Here is a 21,937-nt window from a genome sequence, read left to right as displayed (position 1 = left end):
CTACACCGCTTAAAGTAGCCAATTAGCGTTTTGCTATTGCTCATTTTCTTAAATCTTTAATCGAATGGCAGTGCGTAGCGATAGCCCGTGACTATTGTCCAACAATAAAATATTATCTTTTTGACCATCCCGTAGTTGCAAGTCTCGAACGATGATATACGAAGAACGGAGAAAAAACTCCAGATGTTCACTAAAATGGAATTCGTACTGAAGCCCCGATAAAATAGACGACATATTAATACTCTCGGCCACCTGTCCTGTAGTAAGCGAAAGTCCGTTTTGAATATTGGCAGTGAAACCATCCAATTGCAGATTGGCCTTCATCCGATGTTTCTCAGAGATGTGGTATTGAAGATTGGTCTTGGGGATACCTAAATTATATGACCATTTCGGATGAAACTTTCTGTAGTAACTGATAAAAGGTAGAGGATATGGAAACCCTCTATTACCGCCATACGACAACCCGACAATGAGTCGAAAAGGGGTATCGATACCAGGGGATGACTTTTTATCCTTTATGAATACCAAATCCCCCGACAGTACTGCATCATCAAAACCCAACTTTTGGGCAGAGAGATTGCTACTGAATCCGGGGACAACGCGCACACCAAACCGCCAATCTTCGTTAATTTTTGCGGTATATCCAATATTAAAATCAAAAATCTGAAAACCGTCGATTTCCCGTTGTTCAAAAGGACGTTCCCCGTTTCCTAAAATGAGGTTGATATTGCTGTAGTCAAGACCAATAAGCAAATAGCTGCCCTTCCCGTCGAGCTTTATCGGATAGTTTACCAAGGCGCGGGTGCGTACAAACTCAAAATCTGTTGATAAGGACGGTAAATTGGTGTACTCGAGACGGGCTAAATCGGAAAGCTGACCTAGGAGAAGACCGGGCAGTAAAAACAAAACCCACCGAACATTCAGCTTATCGAAACGGTTATTGGAAATCATAATGGCAATGAAGATAGTTGCAATAGGGTTAAAATTCAGTGTTTTCTTTTGACATCATTAAAACCCAAAACCGATTCCAAAGGTAAATCGCAACCCGTCATCACTTCCGAACAAGGCTGTCCTGATAGACGCCACATTGGCAGCATTCAAGAAGAAACCACCTCCGTAAGAGGTATGCCATCGGCCGGAATCTTGGGTCGGGAGCCATACCCTGCCGTAGTCGAACCCTCCATACAATCCGATTGCGGTAGGCAAAATCCCCGTATTCAAACGACCCAGATTGAGTCGAAAATCGGTGTTCTGGTAATAGGCTTTCTTACCCGTAAAACGCTGGTTGCGGAATCCCCGAAGGCCATCGACCCCTCCGATACTTGCCGCCTGGTAAAACTCGTAACCATCCCCAATGATAAAGTGGGCCTTCCATTTGGTCGCAAACACCAATCGTCCATTGGGCACCAGTTTATGGTCTATTGCCAGTGTTGGAATGATATAACCGAAATTCCTTCCTTCCAAATCCACATTACTCCTGAATCCAGCCTGTAACGAAGTAGCCATCCCGATTGTCGGGAACGCTGAATTGTCCCTGTTCTCAAAAGTATACTCCGCATCCATTCCTATAAAATCGTTGCTGGCCTCCGCACCGTTCTCCTGATAAAAGGTATTTATAAATCTATTCTCTGTCTCCTCGACTTCTATGGACTCATAGGATATCCCTGCTTTGAACTTGGATCCTAAAGCTCCCCGCCAAACTAAGGAGGGTGAAAATCGAAGGGTCTCTAATTTTACCCTATTAAAATCCAGGTCGAGCTCGTCATCAAAATTCTCGGTTTCATTGCCGAAGCCAAAGAAATTGATGGCGAAGTTAGGACTCGTAAATCGGGCTGCCAGTTCCAAATTGGTCTTCCCGATAAAATGGGCGAATTCCCCTTGGTAGCCCAATTCGAATCCGCTGGTAGCGAAATAAAACGCACCATTAACAAGGTGCTGTTGCGTAAAAGGATTCTGTCGAAATCCGTTATAAGTATATGTATTACTCGCCCCGATCTTAATTCCGTCATCGGGATTAAAACCAATGGTAGGTATTATTTGGTTGGTACTCGCTCGGAGCCCCAAGGGTTGATAGGTGTTGAGCACGTAGTCATCGGTAAGCTTTACCTTGGCCCTGGAAACATCCTTAAAGCTGTTCTTTTTCGTTCGGTAATCATAAATATGGGTTTTGGCACCCTCCCGAATGTCATAAATATCGTTGTTCTGCCCGCCTATTAACCGTACTTTTATTCTGCTCTTCGGCACACCCTTTACCTCAAATCGGTCTTCATCGTCCAAACCGTAAATCCATATTTCTTTGGTCACATCTGCGAAGAATATTTTTTCGAAAAACTTCTTTTTCTTTTTTCCGTCAATGATTCGATAGCCTTTCACCTCTGTCTCTCTAGCGCTTAGGTACATGACTTCGAACCAATCGTCCTTGTCGGTACCCGTGACCACCGCATACCTGTTCAGGATACCGAAATAAGTGTCTGCAACTTGGGCAATATCCTTTGTTCTTGACAACAGCATACGTTTAATACCGTCGACCGTTTCATCGCGTACTTCCGTTGGAAAGGCTTTAAAGGCTTTGTCGATTATCTCAGGGGTTAGATTTTCCTGAATGTATTTTGCTTGCTGCTGCCACTGCTCCCGGGTCGTTTCCGATAAAATGGCATTATCAAGTACATAGGTTTTCGGGGAGGAATTAAAGCCTTTCACATTGCGAATATGGTCATCAAAGCCCTCCATCAACCTTAGCGGTGGCACCAACCGGGTGGCAAGCCCCATGAACAGGCCATCACCCATCACCGAATAGGCCATATCACGATCCCGGGGCATAGGCCTGTAAGATATTTTGCTACTTCCTTTTTTCTTAAAGCGTGCCCATCGCCACTGATCTACATGGCGATCCCAATCACCAAGGATCATGTCAAAAAGTCGGGCTCGTATATACGTTTCCGCATCCACTTCGTACTTCTCATCGTCACGTAGGTCCTCGAACATTTCATCGGTGCTGATCAGTTTATCGGAATATCCAAAGCTCCTCTGATCCCCATGGTCATCGCCGGCATGTTCCTCGATCATATACAGCTCGTTTCCAAAATTTTTGTTGAAGTCTTCCAAAGCCGGCTGTTTGGGAACATAGTATAAGACCGGATTCGTATGATAAATGTCGATTGCATCTGCCAATGGACCAATCGTAAAAGGCGCATAGGGATGGGCGCCTGTATAAAAATCCTGCATAAAAGCCTGTAGGTAGGTGTCCTCCAAGTCTTCCATAATATATTGGTCTTGAAACACCATGGCTTGAAGATAGAGTTCCGAAAGTTTCCGTAGAGCGCGCATCACATATTCCCTACCGCTTTTATCCCGCAATCGGAGCGACTTCGATTGATGTCCCCCACCCTTCCGCACAGGGGTCAATCCACCGAACAAGGTGTCTAAATTGACGGTTGGGGCCGTGACCTCGGCGCCGTAATACTTGCGATATCGCTCGCCCCAGAGCGTTTTAAAAAAGCCGCTTTTATCTATTTCTTCCTGCGTATATATCGATGCTTTGGCCTCCGCAGGAAAATCGGAATCGTATTTATCCTCATTGAAATCCCGATCTGGTGGTAATACCTGTGTAGTAAACAGTGAGGTTTTCGTACCGCTATCGGAAACCCCGAAGTAGTTGACCAAGGACGACCCATCGGTATACACTTCCAAGACCGCATAACCCCTGTGACCAGTTGAAAACTTACTACCTCCCAACAATCGGGTCATCCCTTTTTTCGCCCCGGATCCGCTTACGATCTGTGGGGTATTGTTTTCAACGATATATTGTAAGGTATGTTCGTGACCGGAAGTGAATATCACCTTGTCGGAATACTGTGCCAAAGTAACCATACGGTTTTTGAACTCCCGATAGCGCTTATTCTGCTGGTCTTCCCTAGAGGCACCAGTGGTTTTTCGCAGCAGATTGATGACAGACCCCAAAATAGGTAATGGGATTTTGCTACTACTGGGGTAGAATTGCTTTTTTAAAGAGAACTGCCCTCCGTGGGGTCCATAGGTGAACATGGGGTGATGTAGCGCGACAATGGTTGTTTTTCCAATGTTCTTTTTAATGGCTCCTTCTATTTCCTCCCAAAACTTAATACGGCTTTTAATATCGCATTCATCGTTCATGGTCGGATGTTTGTTCCAATCAGCCAAATACCACTCGGTGTCGATAGCGATTATAACGGTTTGCTCGTTTACTTTGACAACCTCCAAGGGGCAACCGTTTTCGGGTAGAAAAGGATTTTTTTGTTCGAGCTTTTCCTTAATATAATCTTCTTGGCGCTCAAGGCCTTTTAAGCCCTCGTTGTACCAATCGTGATTACCGGGAATGAACAACGGCCTGCCCTTATAATTCTCTAGGGTGTTCAGTTGCGCATCCAAATGGCTCTTCGCCACCCGGTACGCGATGGTTGAATCTTTTTTGTCGGGCAAGCCGGCCGGGTATATATTATCCCCCAAGAAAATCGCGGTGCTATTTTCAGTTGCCTGATCTAATTCCTGCTTGAACGCCCGCAACACTGGATTCATACCACCAATGGGGGAAAGACCCGCGTCCCCAATCAAGTAGTAAGTGTGGGACAATTTCTTATCATTTCTTATCTCCGGGGTATTCACCGTTGTACCATATTTCGTTTTATAGGTAGCACAATTAGTCAATAAAATAGCCAATAGAATGGTTTGGAGATATTTCTTCATAGCGTGTTTGTAACGTTAAGAATTTCGTATTTTGGAGGGTCCTAAAATGTGCAATCCATATGTCGGAGATTATCGAAAAAACCAAACTCTTTGCAACCGATTTGTTGACCAATCAATTAGATCCCAAATTTCTATACCACAATCTTCGACACACCCAAAGAGTCGTTAAAAATACTAAAGAATTACTGGACCACTATAAACTTGAAGGGAAAGAGGAAGAAACAGTACTGCTTGCCGCTTGGCTGCATGATACCGGTTATACCAAAGGCTGTAAGAAACATGAAGAGCAAAGTTGTAAAATTGCCAGGGAATTTTTGGAAAAACAACGGTATGAAAAAGAAAATATCGACCGAGTGACCGACCTAATTATGGCAACCGAACGTTATTATGAGCCACAGAATCTTTTGGAACGGATTTTACGGGATGCGGATGCATCCCATTTTGGAAAAGACAGCTACCTGGAAACCTCCGAGCATTTAAGGGAAGAACTATCCCTTTTGGGATTGGCCGATTATAGTGCCAGTGAGTGGCGCAATGCCAACATTAAAATGTTCGAATCCGAGCAAAAATTTTATACCGATTACGCCAAGGAACATTGGGAACCCGGCAAGAAAAAAAACCTTAAAAAACTCAAGAAAGATCGAAAAACAGAAAAGGAAATTGCCAAAAAGGAAAAGTTAAAAGCCCAATTCAAAGCAGAGAGTCCCGATCGTGGGGTACAGACCCTTTTCCGCGTTACGCTAAAAAATCACCTTACCTTGAGTGATATTGCCGACACCAAGGCCAACATACTGCTGTCGGTGAACGCCATTATCATTTCGGTCGTACTTTCAAACTTGATTCCGAAATTAGACAATCCTTCGAACGGATATTTGATTTACCCAACGGTCATCTTTGTTACTTTTAGTGTAATCTCCATGATTTTAGCGGTACTGGCCACCCGGCCCAATGTAACAAGCGGAGAGTTCGATAAGGAAGATGTGAAGAACAAGAAGGTGAATCTATTGTTTTTTGGAAATTTTCACAAGATGAGTTTATCCGATTACGAATGGGCCATTCAGGAGCTCGTAAAGGATAAGAACTATATCTACACTAGCCTTACCAAGGATCTTTACTTTTTGGGATTGGTGCTCAATAGAAAGTATAATATTTTACGGTGGACCTATACTATCTTCATGATCGGTATTGTAGTTTCCGTAATTGCTTTCGCCGTCGGATTTCATTTCTTTGGTCCCGACAGGTAGTGGTAGTGTTCGCTAAGCTTTCAACTCTTCCATCAAATCATCGTAGGTATATGTTTTCTCAGACTCCTTGTCTTTTGTGTAGAGTATCTCGGCGCGTATGGCTTTGAGTCCCGCCACTCCTTGTAATCCTTCCAATTCCACGATTTCGATTTTACCTGTGAAATATCCTTTGGATTTTAAAAACTTGATATATCTCAAATACTCGAGCTCATCGCTCTTTTGGGAATAAACGATAACCATCTTGCCTGTTTGCGTAAGACGCTCATTGGTACCTTTTACGTACGACTTGTCTATTCGTTTCTTTATGATTTCATAACGGGCGTTGTAGGTGCCATCGACATCGAATCGTTTTTCGTCCATCCTGAAACGAATAGAGAGCGAGGTATTGTATACCAAGATCAATGACGCCACATCCAAAGGTACGGGAAGCTTCGGTTTGAGGGCATAGTGCGTATTTTCCATTTCACACATAACCTGTAACTGCCACAAACGTAGATTATTCAGGTACAACGAACTGAAATTCCCGCCTTCTGCGATGCTTTCACCGATGTACATGTTGTGCTCGATACCATCGGTCTTGTACCGTTCAAAATAATGGGGAAACATGGCCTGGGCATCTTCCTGTTTTTTATCGATTAAGGAGCTGAGCTTCTGATTAATGGCCATCACACTTTGGTCATAGTTCTTTCGGTGATCATAATAACTCTGGGTCTCGGGATTGATCTGCGCTTCGTATGTCTCAATCAAACTGTTAAAGGAAGGATCTGTTTTTTTCAAATGATCGAGAACGGGATTGATCTCTTCCATTACAAAATTAAAGATGGCCTGCTCCGTATTCGTATGAAGTGTCTCCTTAACACCATCTATGTGATTGTTGACCCTAAAAATGAGTTCTTCATAGATTGGTAGTTTCGTTTTTTCCAACGCCTTTGACAGTACGGTTTTGATTTCTGAAAGTTGGATCATTAGGTCACGTTGAATAGCTGTATTTCTTGCTTGAGACGACTCTTTAATATCCACCTGCCCATAGAGGGGACTTACATCCTTGAATACGACTTCATTGAACGAAGGCTGTAACCCCTTTAGACTGTCTTTGATAAAATTCTTTGCCTCTTCCTGGAACCGCCAGTATACAGAACCATGTACCGAGGTACATTCATTCTGAATGACCGCATCGATCAAGTTCTCCTCCTCTGCCTTGGAACGTAAAACTGCGGTTACGATGAAAGGCATGATGTCTTGCAACTTGTTGGCGTTAACACTGTTGAGCTCATTTTTGTTGGGTGAACCCAGCTCAAGAATCCCAAGCAGATTGCCATTATCGGCGATAGGTGCAAAAATGGCACTTTTATATCCCTCTTCCTTTAAGTTCTTATAGGGAGCCATCCCCCCTGATAGCTCGTAATATTTATCTACGTCGGTTATGGCAAAGTATGAATTATTCTGCATCATCGACTGATATGATTTTGGGCAGAGGGCCTTACCGCTTGAAATTACCTCTTTTTCCCCAAGAATGATGCTACTAATACCATTCCCATGAACACATTCAAACTGATCTTGTTTGTGATTGTAGGCCACAAAGCCTACGGTAACCGTTTTTAAGTTAAAGAAAGATCGGAAGGTTTCCTGTAGCTCCGTCATGAAACTATCCCCCTCGTTTTTCTTCTCATTGGCGATCAGTGCCGATTTGATTTCCGAAATCGAATGCTCGGCGGTCACATCGAACATATTAGAAATGACAAAACCTTTAGAAATAAAGCTACCGGGCGGAATTTTATCTTTCCAAAGTTCCAGATTATCGTAGTTTTCCAACAACTCCTCGATATCGGCCTTGGACAACTCCTTGGCTTTTTCGGTAGGAAGGATTTCAATAAAATCGGCATTATAGAGAATACGGTAATGCCGCATCACCCCATGGGCATCGGGAATATCGTAAAATAAGGGCTTCTTGAAGTCGACCGGATGCCCATAATGCATTCCAAGGATTACCGTACAGGCCACGATATAGTACATATGATCGGACAAACCGCTCAACTGGGGTTTGAAAGCCTCACCCCCTGCATCCTTCAAAATCTTTTGAAATCGTTTTGAAGCGTTAAACACCGTATCGTCAAAGGGCAAGGACGCCGTTTTTATCTCGTTATGGGTAAGCACTTCCGAAAAAGTGTCCTGCAGGATAATATGAATCACCTTTTCATACTTCTTCAATAAGGATAGGTCACTGAAACCATCCCGCAGTTCGGGATAAGGTTCTTGCGCTTTCAGGATACGCTTTGCTTTTTTGGCCAGAAATTCATCCTTACTTTCAGCCATAGCGTCGTATTGCTCCAACAATTTGTTAAAGCTAATTAGCTGTACCAACGGTGATTCCTTATGTTTCAACGTACCCATCTATTTGTTCTTAGACGTACTAAAGAGGGTAAAGTTACAAAAGATAGGCTCAAATTTTGTTAAAAGAAACCTTACATCATGCCAGTATTTTTTTGGATATTTATACAAACTTGAAAAATGTCTTCTAATTATAGGTTGTCGAGAGCGTACGAAAAGGCGAAAGCGATATCATTCGATGACAGTTCGAAATTCGTACTCTTTAGTGATTGTCACAGGGGCGATAACAGTTTTGCCGACGATTTTGCCAACAACCGCAATATCTATTTTCATGCCCTAAAGCATTATTTCAGGGAAGGTTTTCAGTATTGTGAGCTTGGAGATGGCGACGAGCTCTGGGAAAATTTGCATTTTGAGCCTATTTTTCAAGCCCATAAAAATGTGTACAAATTACTCCGGGAATTTCATTTACAAAATCGTTTGCACATGGTTTGGGGCAACCATGATATGGTCTATAAGGATCCTACATATATCAAAAAACATCTTTCGACCTATTTTGATCGGGTAGAAGGTCGAGAAAAGGAGTTATTGGGGGATATCGTCTACCATGAGGGTATCATTTTAAAACATACCCAAACCCAACAAGAGCTTTTTCTGACCCATGGCCATCAGGCCGACTGGTGGAACTATACATTTTGGCGATGGGGACGTTTTTTGGTACGTGTGCTATGGAAACCGTTGCAAGTGTGGGGCATTGCCGATCCAACAAGTCCTGCCAAGAACTATAAAGAGCTCATTAAGGTTGAGCGTCGTATTAAAAAGTGGATTTTGAATAACGGCCTGTTGATTACCATCGTCGGTCATACCCATCGACCACGATTTCCGGAACCGGGAGACATTCCCCTATTCAACGACGGAAGTTGCGTGCATCCCAGAAGTATCACCGGAATCGAAATCGAAAAGGGTCAGATTTCTTTGATCAAGTGGCATATTGCCACCAAAGATGACGGCACGCTGCAAATTGTCCGTGTGCTGTTGGAAGGCCCTCAGAACCTAACCGACTATATGGAGGCCGCTGACTAGCGGTCCGGCCCCGGGTCAAAAATCCAGAAACAATCTCCCGTAAAATCGCTTGGCAAAAACCCCGGTATCAAAAAAACCCCGCCAAAAAGGCGGGGCAAGTGTTCATATGCTACTATTACACTTCATTCTATTCTTTATTGCGCCATTTTAAAGGTTACAGGAATACTGTAGGGAACTTTTACAGCCCTGCCCCTTTGCAGACCAGGAGACATTTGTGGCAAGGCGGCGATAATACGACCTGCTTCTTTCTCCAACGTCTTATCGGGACCGCGGGTTCTAATCCCGGTAACCAAGCCCTTGGAGTCGATTGCAAATTGTACGTATACCCGTCCTTGAATACCCAACTCAAGTGCGGTTGGGGGGTACTTGAATTCTTTTATCACATGTTCCTGTATTTTCTTTTGAAAACAAGCCTTTCTTGCTTCATTTCCCTGTACATCCTCACATCCAGGGTAAACAGGGACATTTTCGATTACGGCGAAGGGAACGGAAACCTCTTCCTCTATCTCATCGACTTCCACGTCATCGACCTGTATAACTTCTTCAATCACTGTTTCCTGATTAATTTCAGTACTTTCGATAACCGTCTCTTCTATTTCGGCGGCATCCTCGATAATCTCGATAACCTCCGGGGCCGAAGGTGGCGGTGGGGGTGGTGGGGTATTGATGGTTTCCGTCATAGGGACATCTTCCTTTAAATCTTCCTGTACATCCAGTAACTGAACAATCTCTTCAGTACTTTCATAACTTTTGTATTCCAAGGCTCTCCAAGTGATGAAAAGCACTATGGTAAGGCCAATTACAAAGAAAAGGCCACTGTCACGATTCAAATCTGCTTTAGGGTTTTTCTTGACTTCCATGACTATTGATTTTATTTACCTAAAATTAGATCGTAGCCAGCAGGATTTTAATGACATTTGTCATGTTTATAATTTTATCGTACAAAAATTGGATTTTTTGCTGCTCCAAATTCCAATTTTTGAAAATCACGTAATTCTGGAGGATGGTAACCGGTATATGCATTCTTTTTATAGCGTATTAGTCGGGTAGGGAAGTAAGCCCCGAACGGGACCTGGGCCTGTTGTAATAAACCGGCCCGATTCTCAGTTGATTAAGTGAAGATCGGTACTGAACTAGAGATACCGACTATTGTACAGAACTGGTACAACCATCCATTTCTTCGAGGCATTGTATACAATGAAATGTCGAAGGTGGAGAAAAGTTTGACCGATGAAAAAAGGGGAACCCGAAAGTGATGGATCATGGAAGTCAGCCGGAACCATCACTTTCATAAAATGGTTGGTGCTGCCCAATTGTTCGGTTTCCCCCTTTGCGTTATGTGTCTTTTCAAGTTGAAGTCAACAAAGACTGGCTTTCAAATGGGTTGGCAAGCAGTGCTTGGTCAAAATCAATGCCTTCGATAGGCTTGAGAATCTCCAATTCCGGATCCCAATCGATACGTCTTCCAAGTTTGTAAGCGAGTCCGGCCATGTGGGAAGCAATCGCTTCCTCGAAACCTTCTTTGATACCACAACTTACCTTCCCTCCATTTCGGGTGGCGCTCAACCATTCGCGCATGTGCAAGAAGGTAGAGTCGACCCGTACGCCGTTGATATAGGTCCACATAAGACCTTTATCGGCAAAATACTGGGAAGTGGCCGAAGCCACTGCATCGGGAACCGTTGCGGTCGGATTGTATTGGTAAATCGGAATGTTGGGATTCATCTTTTCCGCCTCGATCATCTCGGCGTACCTTGTGGAGCGGCCATCGGGCCAAATTGTTAACCGATTGCCCAACTCCATGGTTCCGTCATGACCCATTAAGATGGTTGGACGACTAAAGCCATTCCCGAGCGTGGCGCTATAGACGAACGTCATTCCCTTTTCTTTACCTGCTTTTTGGCTACTTCCCGTAGTAAAATTCGGGAATTCCATATTTACTTGAAGTACGTCGGGCACATTTCGACCATCCCGATGGGTATAGATACCTCCTGAGGTGGTCACCGATTCCGGGATTCCCATTTCGAGTACACAGTTCAACCGATCGTAATCATGCGATAACAGGTCTCCGGAAAGTCCCGATCCATAGGCCCACCATTTTCGCCATCTAAAGAAATGATTCTTGTTGAAGGGTATTTTAGGTGCCGATCCCAGGAAAAGTTCCCAGTCGATTGTTTGTGGACTAGCATCTTCATGAATGTGATAGTTCCAGGCCCCATTATCGTCGTTCCTGTTGGTGTTGGTCTGAATTAGCGATACATGGCCGATCGTGCCCTTGTTCATGATATCCCTGGCCGTTTGAAAGCTAAGGGTCTGTCGGTGTTGGTGACCGACTTGCAATACAGCCTTCGATTTTTGGGCCGCCTCCCGTAAACGATAGGTCTCTTCCACGGTGTGGGTCATTGGTTTTTCCACATAAACATGCACATTGTTTTCAAGGGCATCAATGGCCATCGGTGCATGCCAGTGATCAGGGGTAGCGATGATTACGGCATCGACCTTTCCGCTACGGATCATTTCTTGATGCGTTCTGAAGCGTTCCATTTTGTTATCCTCCGTATTAAACGAGGCCAACGCTTTATTGGCACGGTAGTCGAAGATATCACAGATTCCGACCAGCTCGACGTTCAATTTCTCTTGGGCCATAAAATCCTTTAGGGCGGTATGTTTCTTTCCCTCTGCCTCGGCCTCCGCCTCGGCCGTTTTCATATCCTCTATCCATTCCTTGGTGGCAAACCCCAAGGAGCGGCACAATTGCTCCCCGCGTATTCCAAAACCGATGATACCCACGCGCACGGGTGCACCTCCGATACCGGGTACCGCCGGGGGTAAGGAAGGTTGGATGTTCAATTGTTCCAGAAGGGCGGCACGTTCTTTTTTCTTGGAAACGGTGTTTGCAGCACCTGCCCACCAAACAGCACCTAAAATGGGGATTCCACCAAGCCCCTTGAGGGCATCTCTTCTTGTCCAGCTCATGATAGTTCGGTTTTAGTGATTTCTTTTTTAGTATTAAAAAGCCGCTTGAGACCAAAACGGTCGGCGGTAGGCATTTGAAAAAGGAGGATACAGGCCACCAATTCGATCAAGTTTTTGTTCACGAACCAATAGCTGCCTTCTACGTTTAATTGGGTCACCCACGGGAATGCCGGGTGGGCCAAATAGTAGAGTGCCAATAACCCGATGGCGACCAAGGCCCCCACTCTTTCAAATACCCCCAACAACAGGGTGAGGCCTACAAAAATCAAGGCGATTTTGTTGCCCCAGTCGGCAATACCGATCATTGATTCACTGCTCATCCATAGGAAGAACGACTCGAAAGGCCCTTGGGCCGAAGCCAAGTATCCAAAAGAAGTCCAATCCGGATTATAGAGTTTGATTACCCCTTCATACAAAAAATGCCATCCGACAAGAAGGCGCAACACTACCAGGGTATCTTTGAGATCCCACCTTTTTTTCGTTTGTTCCATTGAAATTGCTTTAAGTTGATTCTCATGTTTAGCTACTAGATCTGTACTTTTCGATACTATTTTTGAATGCACAGCAAATCTCTCTTTTTTAGAAGGATAAGAATGGTTTAAAATTAGTGTTGTAAAAGCGCATAATCCATGATAATTGTCATGTTTTAAAGCTAACGAAAAGATTTGATATGTGGTTGGTGAACACCGAGACATCCAAGAAAATGCTACATATCATCATTTTTAAGTGACTATCCATGCACAGGCGAAACCCGTTGGAAATTGTATATTTACACTTCCATTAACTAATTCCCGACCATGGTGAAAAAATCGTTTTGTATTGTCCTAGTATCCCTTTTGTGTATGTCTTGTTGGAAGGATAAGAGCCCCGAGGATCTCATCCGCTTGAAAGACCGTTTCAAATCACAGGTCGCAACTTTTGAAAAACGCAAGGAAACCGCTAATAAAAATGTCAACAGGGGCCTCGAATCACTAAGCGCTCTCAAAAGTGCCCTAGAGGATACCAAAAATGAGGATAAGGAGTTCGCGAAGGTTTATGGCGACTGGGAGAAGGTCAACAAAAGAGTAGAAAACCTCAACAAGGAATATGGGGATTTAAAAACCAAAGCTTCCAACCTCTTCACCGCAATGGAAACCCAGACCAAAAGCCTAAGCGATGAAACTAGTAAAAAAACACTGTTAAGCGCCATCGAAAAAGCGCGAACCAAATACAATGCAACCTTGGCGAACACCTCCCAGGCAATTGAAAAATTACGTCTTTTGCACGGGGATGCCGTGGAGGTGGTGAAAGCTCTTGAAGTAGCCGCTGCTTTGAATTCTTTTGACAATATCAACGATCAAATGAAAAGCATCGAAGGGCGTGTCGACGGAATAATGCAGGAATTGAACATGGCAGTAGTAGAGAGTAAAAAATTATACGAAAAGAAAATTACGGAGTTGGGGGAGTAAAGAAACATAATCATAAGTAGCTGGCAAACAACTACAACGATGAAGGAGGCCAAATTCATTCTGTCAAAGAGCGCTCCCGTCTACTCGAAGGCACTTAATGATTCAGTAAGAATTACAACATAAGGACCCGACCAAGATCAACATCAATTACAAAACGGATGTAAAAAGAAACGCTATGGAACGGAATAATTTATATCCGATTTTTCTAAAGGTTTCACAACTGAACATTTTAATCGTTGGAGGCGGCAATGTTGCGGAGGAAAAATTGACCTTTTTGTTGAAATCGAGCCCGAATGCACAGGTAGCGATGGTCTCGACTATGTACCGTGAAGCAACTGCCGCATTGGCAGAAAAATCCGGGATTCCTATGCATACCGATGCATATCATCCGAAATACTTAAATCAAAAACATTTGGTAATCGCCACTACCGATCGGGTCGAAGTAAACGAAAAAATATATCACGATTGCAAGGCTCGACAAATCTTGGTAAACGTGGCCGATAATCCACCATTATGCGATTTTTACATGGGTGGTATCGTAACAAAGGGCAACGTGAAGGTAGCGATTTCAACCAATGGGAAATCCCCCACGACGGCAAAGAGGCTTCGCCAATTCTTTGAGGATGTCATTCCGGAGGATATTGATGATCTTGTAAAGAATTTAAACGAATACCGAAAGACCATCAAGGGCGATTTTGAAGAAAAAGTGGAGACGCTCAACGAATTCACTAAGGGATTGGTAGAGAAAAAGAAAACCAATGACAATTAAGGTCAAGGAAATATGGTAGGATTTTCCCCCAAACTTAAAATCGCGTCAGCCGCACTTCCCGTCCCTTCCGCAACCCCTAAAATGGTTTTAATAATAGTTTTAGACAAAGAGAAATTCGCTATAGGTACACAAATTTGACTATTATCCATTGCAGAAAATGTTCGCAGCCACGAAGCCCGAAGGAACCATACTTCTTTTCAAAGCATAAAAAAAGCCCTCCGAACGGAGGGCTTTTCAGTACCTTGGGTGGGAATCGAACCCACACTCCCGAAAGAACTGGATTTTGAATCCAGCGCGTCTACCAATTCCGCCACCAAGGCATCTCAAAATAGGACTGCAAAGCTAAAAAATATTTTTATTTATGGAATGAAAATAACAACAATTATCCTTTAGCAAGACAAATTAATTTTTAAATTTGCACCTCCTTAGAAAACAGGGACTTCCGAGTCTCCACCATCGGTACTAAGGACAGAACAGAAAAGCCATGCCATACCAAGTTCCGGAACCTAAAATTTTTGCTTGTACCGACAGCCGGGAATTAGCGGAAAAAATTGCTGATTTCTACGGTACCGAACTGGGGAACGTTCACATTTCACGCTATAGTGATGGGGAGTTTCAACCCTCCTTTGAAGAGTCGGTACGCGGGGCGCGTATCTTTATCATCGGCTCTACCCATCCGAGTTCCGAGAATTTGATGGAAATGCTACTGATGCTGGATGCGGCCAAAAGAGCCTCCGCCAGGCATATCACCGCTGTCATCCCCTATTTTGGATGGGCCCGTCAAGATCGGAAGGATAAACCAAGGGTGCCTATTGCGGCCAAATTGATTGCCAAGATGTTGGAAGCGGCCGGTGCTACCCGTATTATCACGATGGACCTGCACGCCGATCAGATACAAGGCTTCTTTGAGAAGCCGGTCGATCATTTGTTTGCTTCGACCATGTTCCTGCCCTATCTGAAATCGCTGAATCTGGACAACCTGACCATTGCATCGCCCGACATGGGAGGATCGAAAAGAGCCTATGCCTATTCCAAGGCCTTGGAAAGCGACGTAGTAATCTGTTACAAGCAACGCGCCAAAGCAAATGTGATATCACATATGGAACTTATCGGGGATGTTCAGGGTAAAAATGTAGTCCTGGTCGATGATATGGTCGATACGGCGGGCACCTTGACCAAAGCGGCGGATTTGATGATGGAGCGTGGCGCATTAAGTGTTCGGGCCATTACCACACACGGGCTGCTTTCTGGCAATGCCTATGAAAAAATTGAAAAATCGCAGTTATCGGAATTAATCGTTACCGATTCCATTCCCATTAAAACAGAGAATGATAAAGTAAAAGTATTAAGTTGTGCCGAGCTGTTTGCAGATGTGATGCATAGGGTACACCATAATACCTCGATTGCATCGAAATTTTTGATGTAGTCCCCCCTCATTCTGGAGGGGAGTAGATGATTCGTGGGAACAATTAGAGTAGAAAGTAAGTATTAATTTTAAACTATATAATGAAGTCAATTACAATTAAAGGATCAGAAAGAGAAAGCGTGGGCAAAAAGGCGACGAAGGCCCTACGTAATGCTGGAAAGGTTCCTTGCGTGATATACGGAGGGGAAAAGCCTGTACACTTTTCGGCAGATGAGCTAGATTTTAGGGATTTGGTGTACACCCCCAACGCACACACGGTCGTGGTTGAATTTGAAAACGGTACTAAAATTGACGCGGTTATGCAGGATATTCAGTTTCATCCTGTGACCGACAACATTTTACACATTGATTTCTACCAATTATTCCCGGACAAAGCGGTAACGATGGACATACCGGTTCGGCTACAGGGGAACTCCCCAGGTGTTCGAAACGGGGGCCGTTTGTTGTTCAGAAAGCGTAAACTGGCCATCAAGGCCCTACCGGATAAGCTGCCCGATTTCTTTGATGTGGATATCTCCAAGCTAAAAATCGGACAAAATATTTCGGTGGCCACCCTACTCAATGATGATTTTACCATCTTACACCCCGATAACACCGTAGTTGTGCAGGTCAAGACTGCACGTGCTGCAATTGTTATGGACGACGAGGAAGATGAAGAAGAAGGTGTGGAAGGTGCAGAAGGTGCGGAAACCCCTGGAGAGGAGGCTCCTGCAGCCGAAGGAGGGGAAGCCCAAGAGTAATTCTTGTAAACTTATACGAAAGTATCCCTTCCCGAATGCTATTCGGGATTCGGGATGCTTTCGTATTTTTATGTCCATTGTACCGTTCCATGCTTCAATTCCTAAAATCGCTATTTAAGCCAAAGTCCGCATCCCTAAACGAAACAGACCCCATGAAAAAATTTTTACTCGTAGGTCTCGGCAATGTCGGTGAGGAGTACGCCGAAACGCGCCACAACATCGGTTTTAAGATTTTGGACGCCTTGGCGACCAAAGAGGATTTTGCTTTCGCTACCGCTAAACTGGGGGAAATAGGAAGCTTTAAGATCAAAGGGCGGAGTGTGCTTTGCCTTAAGCCATCGACCTATATGAATCGAAGTGGCAAGGCGCTGAAATACTGGATGGAAAAAGAAAAAATTCCTCTTGAGAATGTCTTGGTCCTTACCGATGACATTAATTTACCTTTTGGAACCCTACGATTAAAGACAAAGGGAAGCGATGGGGGTCACAACGGTCTAAAGGATATTCAGAACCTACTTCAAACAACCAAATACAACCGGCTCCGTTTCGGTGTAGGTGCCGATTTCGGGAAAGGAAGACAGGTGAATTACGTACTCGGGAAATGGAACGCGGAGGAACAAACTGCACTGAAAGAGCGACTTGCCCGAAGTGTGGAACTCATTCACTCATTTGTATTGTCGGGGGTATCCATAACCATGAATCAATTCAACGGCACCTAAGTTTTATAACACTTTAAAGCTCAGAATTCCGGAATCGGAGGTGTTCCCCTCTCTATCCTTGGTAATGACCCTCCAATAGTAGAAGGTATTGCCCGAAACACTTACTTTTTGACTAGTGGTGCCGGCGGTCGGGGAGGCTAATAAGGTCTGTGGCGGGGTTTCCAAAGAAAAATAGAGGTCATAACCTTCTATATCACCATCGAGATCAGCTCCAGACCATTCCAGGGTAACTTCGTTATCGGTATCCATAAATACACGCCCTCCCGGAAGTGGCTGAAGAATTTCAGCGGGAAAGGGGGCAAAGGTGGTCAACGACCCAGGGTTGTAAAAGAACCAGGTTTCACTAACGGCAGTTTCGGCGACTTCGCTATTTTTTGATATGACTGTCCAAGAGAAGGGGGCCCCTTGATCCAATGTGAGTGTCTCACTTAATGCGGATGTTGTCTTGGTTTGGGTAGTATTTGTAATCAAATTTGTGACCCTCAGTTCATAACTCTCCGCATTGGCGCCGGCCTGCCACCTGAACGCTACGACGCTTTTATTTCCGGATACGGACTCTATTGGGTTGCATTCATTGTTCTTGGCAGGTGCTACCAAGGAAACGGCGCTGGGTGGCTTAGGATCTTTCTTGCAAGCCACCAACAGCATCCCCAATATCAGAATGGTTAGAATCTTCCTCATCGCTTAATCATTTTAACGGTTTGGTTCCGAGTTTTTCCCTGAACCCTAAGAAAGTAAGTGCCCGCTGACAATCCGGTAACATCCAATACCGCCTCGGTTCCGCTGATCTCTTTGGTCTCACGCATTATTCTCTGCCCGTTCAAAGCGTAAATCTCCATTACATAGACACCCGCAATCTGTACATTCACCATAATCAAATCGATAAACGGATTCGGATAGGCTACCACCCCATCCGACAAAAAGAATTCTTCCTCATAACTTCCCTGACAGGCCAAGTCGGTAGTGACTTTTAGACTGTTGGTCCCCTTTTGTAAATTGAGAACCAATGCTGCCTCCGTAGTTTGAATGTTCTCACCATTGAACTCGATACGGTACAAATCGGCGCCCTCCAAGGTAATGTTCAGCAATCCTGTTATAGCATCGACCTTAGAACTCACCGCCAGAGGTTCCGGTTCGGAAAGGGTTACTTCAAAACACACCTCCTCATAGGTAATCAAACCATCCACTGCTATGATACATATAGTATAGGTGCCCGCGGATAGGTTGCCCAATGTATAGGTGCTGTCAAAACTGTCCGTTATGTCGGTTCCATTGCCTGTAATGGTAACGGCATACTCCAAGGGCAGGTTCGCGTCAATAGCAATTGCCCCATCATTATTGGCCCTACAGGATTCACTTTCAATAGCGACCTCAAAGTTATCGCTTGGCAACCGGTATATCGCGCAACCGGTTAAATCGACCTCTTGACCGGCCGGGGTCCCGGGACAAAGATCATCCGAATCAAAAATGCCATCACCATCCTCGTCGGGGCTAAAGAAACCCTCGACACAGACATCCATTGAGAACAACCTCAGGAAACCTCCATCGGCAGGCGCGGTGTCGGAAATTTGCAAGGTCCATTCCCCAAGAATCGATTCCCCATTAAAAGTACTCAAAGCACCCACAGGTTTAACGGTACCACTTATTGCAGGAGTACCACTACAAGTAAAACTGTTGGCGTCATCATCGAAGGTAACGTCGATATCCTGTAAATCACCACAGGAATTGGAGATCAATGCCACCGAGGTGCCCGACGGGGATATAAGGGTAATCACCAAGTCTTCGAGATAGGAATGGTCGAGTTCCAAGTTGATATCGAGGTCAGCCAAAGGCAGGTCTTCAAAAAAGGTTATTTTCGAGGTAACGGTCGGGGTGCCGGAAGACGAAATCTCCAAAGGAAGCCCTACTGCCTGCACCGTAGTACAGTTAAACTGAATCGTCGTAAAGCTAAAAGGAGTGCCGAAACTACCTTCACCACAGATGTTCTTAGGTCGTACCCTCCAAAAATAGGTAGTTTGATTCTCCAATGAAATCGGCACATAGCTATTCTCCAAAGTGGAGGCCGTTTCAACAATATTCGTAAAGGCAAGGTCGGTAGCGATTTCGATATCGTAGGAGGTAGCTTCGATACCAACTTCCCATTGTAACGATTCTGAAGTGTTGACATCGGCCGACCCGTCTTCAGGAGCTACCAGCACCACCTCCGAAAAAATACCATCGAACACGTTCAACGTTAAAGGCACCTGCTTGGTTTCACTGGCGGTGGTCGCAATTACTTGCAAAGTATATGAACCTACCGCAACATTTTCAGTATCTGAAACGGTCATCACCACCGCTGTATCATTATCCGTAGCAGTGGCCGGTGAAAAAGCAACGGCCAATCCCGGGGGAGCCGAGACACTGAATGTGGCTTCCTCGGTAAAACCGTCGAATGTTTGATAGTCAAAAGCAATCGAAAGTTCGTCCGGTTGACAAACATCATAATCCAATTCGGAAAAATTCAATACCACCGGAGCCGATTCTATGATAAAATTCGAGGCGTTCACGGCGAAAAAGATGTTTTCCTGTGCCTTGACCATAAGCCTGGCTTGCGTGGTCGGGGCTCCCGGCACTATGATGGAATGGGTGCCGTCATTCATTACACCCTCCGCCACCGGGGTATAGGTAAGTCCACCGTCGGTCGAAAGCAAGATATCAACACTTTGGGCATTTACCGGCGGCAAATTGGTATTGGCCACATCCCAGGTGACTTCCAGCACTTCGCCCGCCACAACGTTTGTGCTTGTTTCTTGTGAAGTGACCATAAAAGGACCTGCGGCGTTGACTACCTGAACTTTGGTGAGCTCCGAAACCACTTGTCCTCCACCGGACGCATTGTCCCGAACGGTCAGCGCGAAGTTCAGTTCCCGTTCTATCTCGGAAACGGTTTCCCATGCCGAGTTGACAGCAGGCTCGGTCTGGGTTAATTGCCCCGCCAGCACCCGTGCCAATCGAGGAAAGTAGCGACTTGGATCAGGACCTGGTTTTACCGACCTAAAATTAGCACCACTGGGGTTCGTGGGACCAAAAGAGACCTGGGTCACTACCCCCGCATCGATCTGCTCCCAGGTGTAACTCAACACATCATCCACATCCGAATCAGTAGCGCTTCCGGTAAGTACGAATGCAGTCGATTTTGGAATAATATAGTCGGGAACCGCTTCGACCACGGGGGGGTTATTGGCAAGCGCAATGAGCTCGCCACAACTTTTACTTTCCAAGTTCTCCGTAATCTGAACTATACTGTAATAATGGAAATAATCGTCACTATTCAGTGCAACGTCGTTAGGACCGGTAATTCCCGCATAGCCCATAATCGTAGTACCGCTCCCTGGCTCGGCCTGAACTTGCGTGCCCTCGGATTCAAAAGACCAAGTGTGGTTGGCGCCCAATTGATGACCCACCTCATGTGCTACGAAGTCGAGGTCGAAAGTATCGCCTTCAGGCATCTGGGCCGCCGAATAGGCACTTCCTTTGGAGCCATCGACACATATTCGACCAATAAATCCGGCATTACCGCCGTTTTGATCTCGATGGAACAGATGCCCGATATCATAATTGGCCTCACCGATTTCATTGGTCAACGCATTTTGTACCTCGGCATTTAGATTATCCTCATAGGGATCGGTATCACTATCTGTATAAATAACCTTATCGTTATCGGCAACCAACTCCAATCGAACTGCTAGGTCGGTCTCAAAAACCAAATTAATCCTCGTTAGGGTGGCATTGATGGCGGCCAACGCATCCGCTACGGTCCCCCCATGATAGTCGGTGTACTCGCCTGAGGCCGAGACAGCAAAACGATATTTTCGAAGCACCTGACCGTCGACCGGTCGTAAAACCGATACCCCCAAATCCTTTTCCATATCGGAGCGCGTCTTGCAGATGAAATCTACTTCCCGCTTTGTGTAGGTGTCCCTAGCATACACAATGTAACCGTTCGACCTGTTCTTTTGCATGAAGGTAGACTTCCTCTTATCGGAATGTACGATCATACTTTGTATACCCTTATGGGAAACACTGAAACGAATCTTCTTCTCTCCATCTTGAACCCCATACCCCTGGTAAGATTTTATCTCGGGATACCTAGCAGCTAATTCAGGGGCCAATACAGGAGATTCCGAGACGGCAAAAGCCAAAAATTTCCCTTTCTCGTCAGGGAAATAGACCACCTTGGAATTACCCTTGGCAACCGAAATACCTTTCAACGTATTTCGAAAGGCATTTTCGTCCAATAGAAACTCTTTTCCATCGGTATCTTCCAACTGCTTTGACAACTGTTTTGAAACCTCATCCTTGGAAGTATGCCGACGCCAATGATTCTGTTGTGTGAAGCCGTAAAAGGAAAGAAATAATATGGAAAATGAAAAAACTAAGCGTAATTTAGCGACCATCAAGGGGATTTTACCAAAATCGAATATACGTATTTTTCTCATTACC

The 21,937-nt window shown here is 44.9% G+C and carries 15 protein-coding genes and 1 tRNA gene; 7 read left to right on the top strand and 9 right to left on the bottom strand.

What is annotated here, in order from left to right; all coding sequences use genetic code 11:
- Positions 1–48 precede the first annotated feature (48 nt).
- Both FK220_RS14950 and FK220_RS14945 read right to left on the bottom strand, forming a co-directional pair.
- Positions 49–951 carry a DUF6268 family outer membrane beta-barrel protein gene (locus tag FK220_RS14950; RefSeq protein WP_152575143.1) on the bottom strand — a complete coding sequence of 301 codons (903 nt, stop codon included), beginning with the start codon at positions 949–951 and terminating at the stop codon, positions 49–51.
- Positions 952–1,008: 57 nt separating this feature from the next.
- On the bottom strand, positions 1,009–4,722 hold the full coding sequence (locus FK220_RS14945) for a metallophosphoesterase (RefSeq protein WP_152575142.1): 3,714 nt from the start codon (positions 4,720–4,722) through the stop codon (positions 1,009–1,011).
- A gap of 59 nt (positions 4,723–4,781) precedes the next feature.
- Here FK220_RS14945 and FK220_RS14940 point away from each other — a divergent pair, with 59 nt between their 5' ends.
- On the top strand, positions 4,782–5,966 hold the full coding sequence (locus FK220_RS14940) for a Pycsar system effector family protein (RefSeq protein WP_152575141.1): 1,185 nt from the start codon (positions 4,782–4,784) through the stop codon (positions 5,964–5,966).
- A 12-nt stretch (positions 5,967–5,978) separates the two neighbouring features.
- Here the strand turns inward: FK220_RS14940 and FK220_RS14935 are convergent, their stop codons facing one another.
- Complete coding sequence (locus FK220_RS14935; protein ID WP_152575140.1) at positions 5,979–8,357, bottom strand: GAF domain-containing protein; 2,379 nt, start codon at positions 8,355–8,357, stop codon at positions 5,979–5,981.
- Between the two features lie 117 nt (positions 8,358–8,474).
- On the opposite strand from FK220_RS14935, the gene FK220_RS14930 reads away from it, so the two are divergent.
- On the top strand, positions 8,475–9,377 hold the full coding sequence (locus tag FK220_RS14930) for a metallophosphoesterase family protein (RefSeq protein WP_152575139.1): 903 nt from the start codon (positions 8,475–8,477) through the stop codon (positions 9,375–9,377).
- A 134-nt stretch (positions 9,378–9,511) separates the two neighbouring features.
- On the opposite strand, the gene FK220_RS14925 is transcribed toward FK220_RS14930, so the two are convergent.
- The 3 genes from FK220_RS14925 to FK220_RS14915 all read right to left on the bottom strand — a co-directional run bounded on the left by FK220_RS14925 (position 9,512) and on the right by FK220_RS14915 (position 12,844).
- Entirely contained in the window at positions 9,512–10,237 is a 726-nt protein-coding gene (locus tag FK220_RS14925; protein WP_152575138.1) for an energy transducer TonB, read from the bottom strand.
- Between the two features lie 487 nt (positions 10,238–10,724).
- Positions 10,725–12,353 carry a Gfo/Idh/MocA family protein gene (locus tag FK220_RS14920; protein ID WP_152575137.1) on the bottom strand — a complete coding sequence of 543 codons (1,629 nt, stop codon included), beginning with the start codon at positions 12,351–12,353 and terminating at the stop codon, positions 10,725–10,727.
- Entirely contained in the window at positions 12,350–12,844 is a 495-nt protein-coding gene (locus tag FK220_RS14915; protein ID WP_152575136.1) for a DoxX family protein, read from the bottom strand. The genes FK220_RS14920 and FK220_RS14915 overlap by 4 nt, the downstream gene beginning before the upstream one ends.
- A gap of 351 nt (positions 12,845–13,195) precedes the next feature.
- On the opposite strand from FK220_RS14915, the gene FK220_RS14910 reads away from it, so the two are divergent.
- Together FK220_RS14910 and FK220_RS14905 are read left to right on the top strand one after the other, a co-directional pair.
- Entirely contained in the window at positions 13,196–13,801 is a 606-nt protein-coding gene (locus tag FK220_RS14910) for a hypothetical protein (RefSeq protein WP_238719041.1), read from the top strand.
- A gap of 175 nt (positions 13,802–13,976) precedes the next feature.
- The gene (locus FK220_RS14905) at positions 13,977–14,570 is read left to right on the top strand and encodes a precorrin-2 dehydrogenase/sirohydrochlorin ferrochelatase family protein (protein ID WP_152575134.1); all 594 of its coding nucleotides are present in this window, start codon (positions 13,977–13,979) and stop codon (positions 14,568–14,570) included.
- A 238-nt stretch (positions 14,571–14,808) separates the two neighbouring features.
- On the opposite strand, the gene FK220_RS14900 is transcribed toward FK220_RS14905, so the two are convergent.
- A tRNA-Leu gene (locus tag FK220_RS14900) sits at positions 14,809–14,890 on the bottom strand.
- Positions 14,891–15,054: 164 nt separating this feature from the next.
- Here FK220_RS14900 and FK220_RS14895 point away from each other — a divergent pair.
- The 3 genes from FK220_RS14895 to pth all read left to right on the top strand — a co-directional run bounded on the left by FK220_RS14895 (position 15,055) and on the right by pth (position 17,455).
- The gene (locus FK220_RS14895) at positions 15,055–15,996 is read left to right on the top strand and encodes a ribose-phosphate pyrophosphokinase (protein ID WP_152575133.1); all 942 of its coding nucleotides are present in this window, start codon (positions 15,055–15,057) and stop codon (positions 15,994–15,996) included.
- An 80-nt stretch (positions 15,997–16,076) separates the two neighbouring features.
- Positions 16,077–16,736: a 50S ribosomal protein L25/general stress protein Ctc gene (locus tag FK220_RS14890; RefSeq protein WP_152575132.1), complete on the top strand. Its 660-nt coding sequence runs from the start codon at positions 16,077–16,079 to the stop codon at positions 16,734–16,736.
- An 89-nt stretch (positions 16,737–16,825) separates the two neighbouring features.
- Positions 16,826–17,455, top strand: coding sequence for an aminoacyl-tRNA hydrolase (pth, locus tag FK220_RS14885; RefSeq protein ID WP_152575131.1), 630 nt, complete (start codon positions 16,826–16,828; stop codon positions 17,453–17,455).
- A 3-nt stretch (positions 17,456–17,458) separates the two neighbouring features.
- Here the strand turns inward: pth and FK220_RS14880 are convergent, their stop codons facing one another.
- Both FK220_RS14880 and FK220_RS14875 read right to left on the bottom strand, forming a co-directional pair.
- Positions 17,459–18,136 carry a hypothetical protein gene (locus tag FK220_RS14880; protein ID WP_152575130.1) on the bottom strand — a complete coding sequence of 226 codons (678 nt, stop codon included), beginning with the start codon at positions 18,134–18,136 and terminating at the stop codon, positions 17,459–17,461.
- A complete protein-coding gene (locus FK220_RS14875; protein WP_238719040.1) occupies positions 18,133–21,933 on the bottom strand; it encodes a zinc-dependent metalloprotease in 3,801 nt (1,266 codons plus the stop codon). The genes FK220_RS14880 and FK220_RS14875 overlap by 4 nt, the downstream gene beginning before the upstream one ends.
- Positions 21,934–21,937 lie beyond the last annotated feature (4 nt).

Origin of the sequence: Pelagihabitans pacificus, from assembly GCF_009371985.2 — a bacterium.
Taxonomy (GTDB): domain Bacteria; phylum Bacteroidota; class Bacteroidia; order Flavobacteriales; family Flavobacteriaceae; genus Pelagihabitans; species Pelagihabitans pacificus.
The sequence above is the reverse complement of the archived record's forward strand: the minus strand, read 5'-3'. Positions and strand labels throughout refer to the sequence as shown.

Excerpts from the sequence above, each read along its gene's own strand:
- FK220_RS14945 (WP_152575142.1), bottom strand. The coding sequence starts at position 4,722 with ATGAAGAAATATCTCCAAACCATTCTATTGGCTATTTTATTGACTAAT.
- FK220_RS14875 (WP_238719040.1), bottom strand. The coding sequence starts at position 21,933 with ATGAGAAAAATACGTATATTCGATTTTGGTAAAATCCCCTTGATGGTC.
- FK220_RS14915 (WP_152575136.1), bottom strand. The coding sequence starts at position 12,844 with ATGGAACAAACGAAAAAAAGGTGGGATCTCAAAGATACCCTGGTAGTG.
- FK220_RS14950 (WP_152575143.1), bottom strand. The coding sequence starts at position 951 with ATGATTTCCAATAACCGTTTCGATAAGCTGAATGTTCGGTGGGTTTTG.
- FK220_RS14910 (WP_238719041.1), top strand. The coding sequence starts at position 13,196 with ATGTCTTGTTGGAAGGATAAGAGCCCCGAGGATCTCATCCGCTTGAAA.
- FK220_RS14890 (WP_152575132.1), top strand. The coding sequence starts at position 16,077 with ATGAAGTCAATTACAATTAAAGGATCAGAAAGAGAAAGCGTGGGCAAA.
- FK220_RS14935 (WP_152575140.1), bottom strand. The coding sequence starts at position 8,357 with ATGGGTACGTTGAAACATAAGGAATCACCGTTGGTACAGCTAATTAGC.
- FK220_RS14940 (WP_152575141.1), top strand. The coding sequence starts at position 4,782 with ATGTCGGAGATTATCGAAAAAACCAAACTCTTTGCAACCGATTTGTTG.
- FK220_RS14880 (WP_152575130.1), bottom strand. The coding sequence starts at position 18,136 with ATGAGGAAGATTCTAACCATTCTGATATTGGGGATGCTGTTGGTGGCT.
- pth (WP_152575131.1), top strand. The coding sequence starts at position 16,826 with ATGCTTCAATTCCTAAAATCGCTATTTAAGCCAAAGTCCGCATCCCTA.
- FK220_RS14920 (WP_152575137.1), bottom strand. The coding sequence starts at position 12,353 with ATGAGCTGGACAAGAAGAGATGCCCTCAAGGGGCTTGGTGGAATCCCC.
- FK220_RS14930 (WP_152575139.1), top strand. The coding sequence starts at position 8,475 with ATGTCTTCTAATTATAGGTTGTCGAGAGCGTACGAAAAGGCGAAAGCG.
- FK220_RS14905 (WP_152575134.1), top strand. The coding sequence starts at position 13,977 with ATGGAACGGAATAATTTATATCCGATTTTTCTAAAGGTTTCACAACTG.
- FK220_RS14895 (WP_152575133.1), top strand. The coding sequence starts at position 15,055 with ATGCCATACCAAGTTCCGGAACCTAAAATTTTTGCTTGTACCGACAGC.
- FK220_RS14925 (WP_152575138.1), bottom strand. The coding sequence starts at position 10,237 with ATGGAAGTCAAGAAAAACCCTAAAGCAGATTTGAATCGTGACAGTGGC.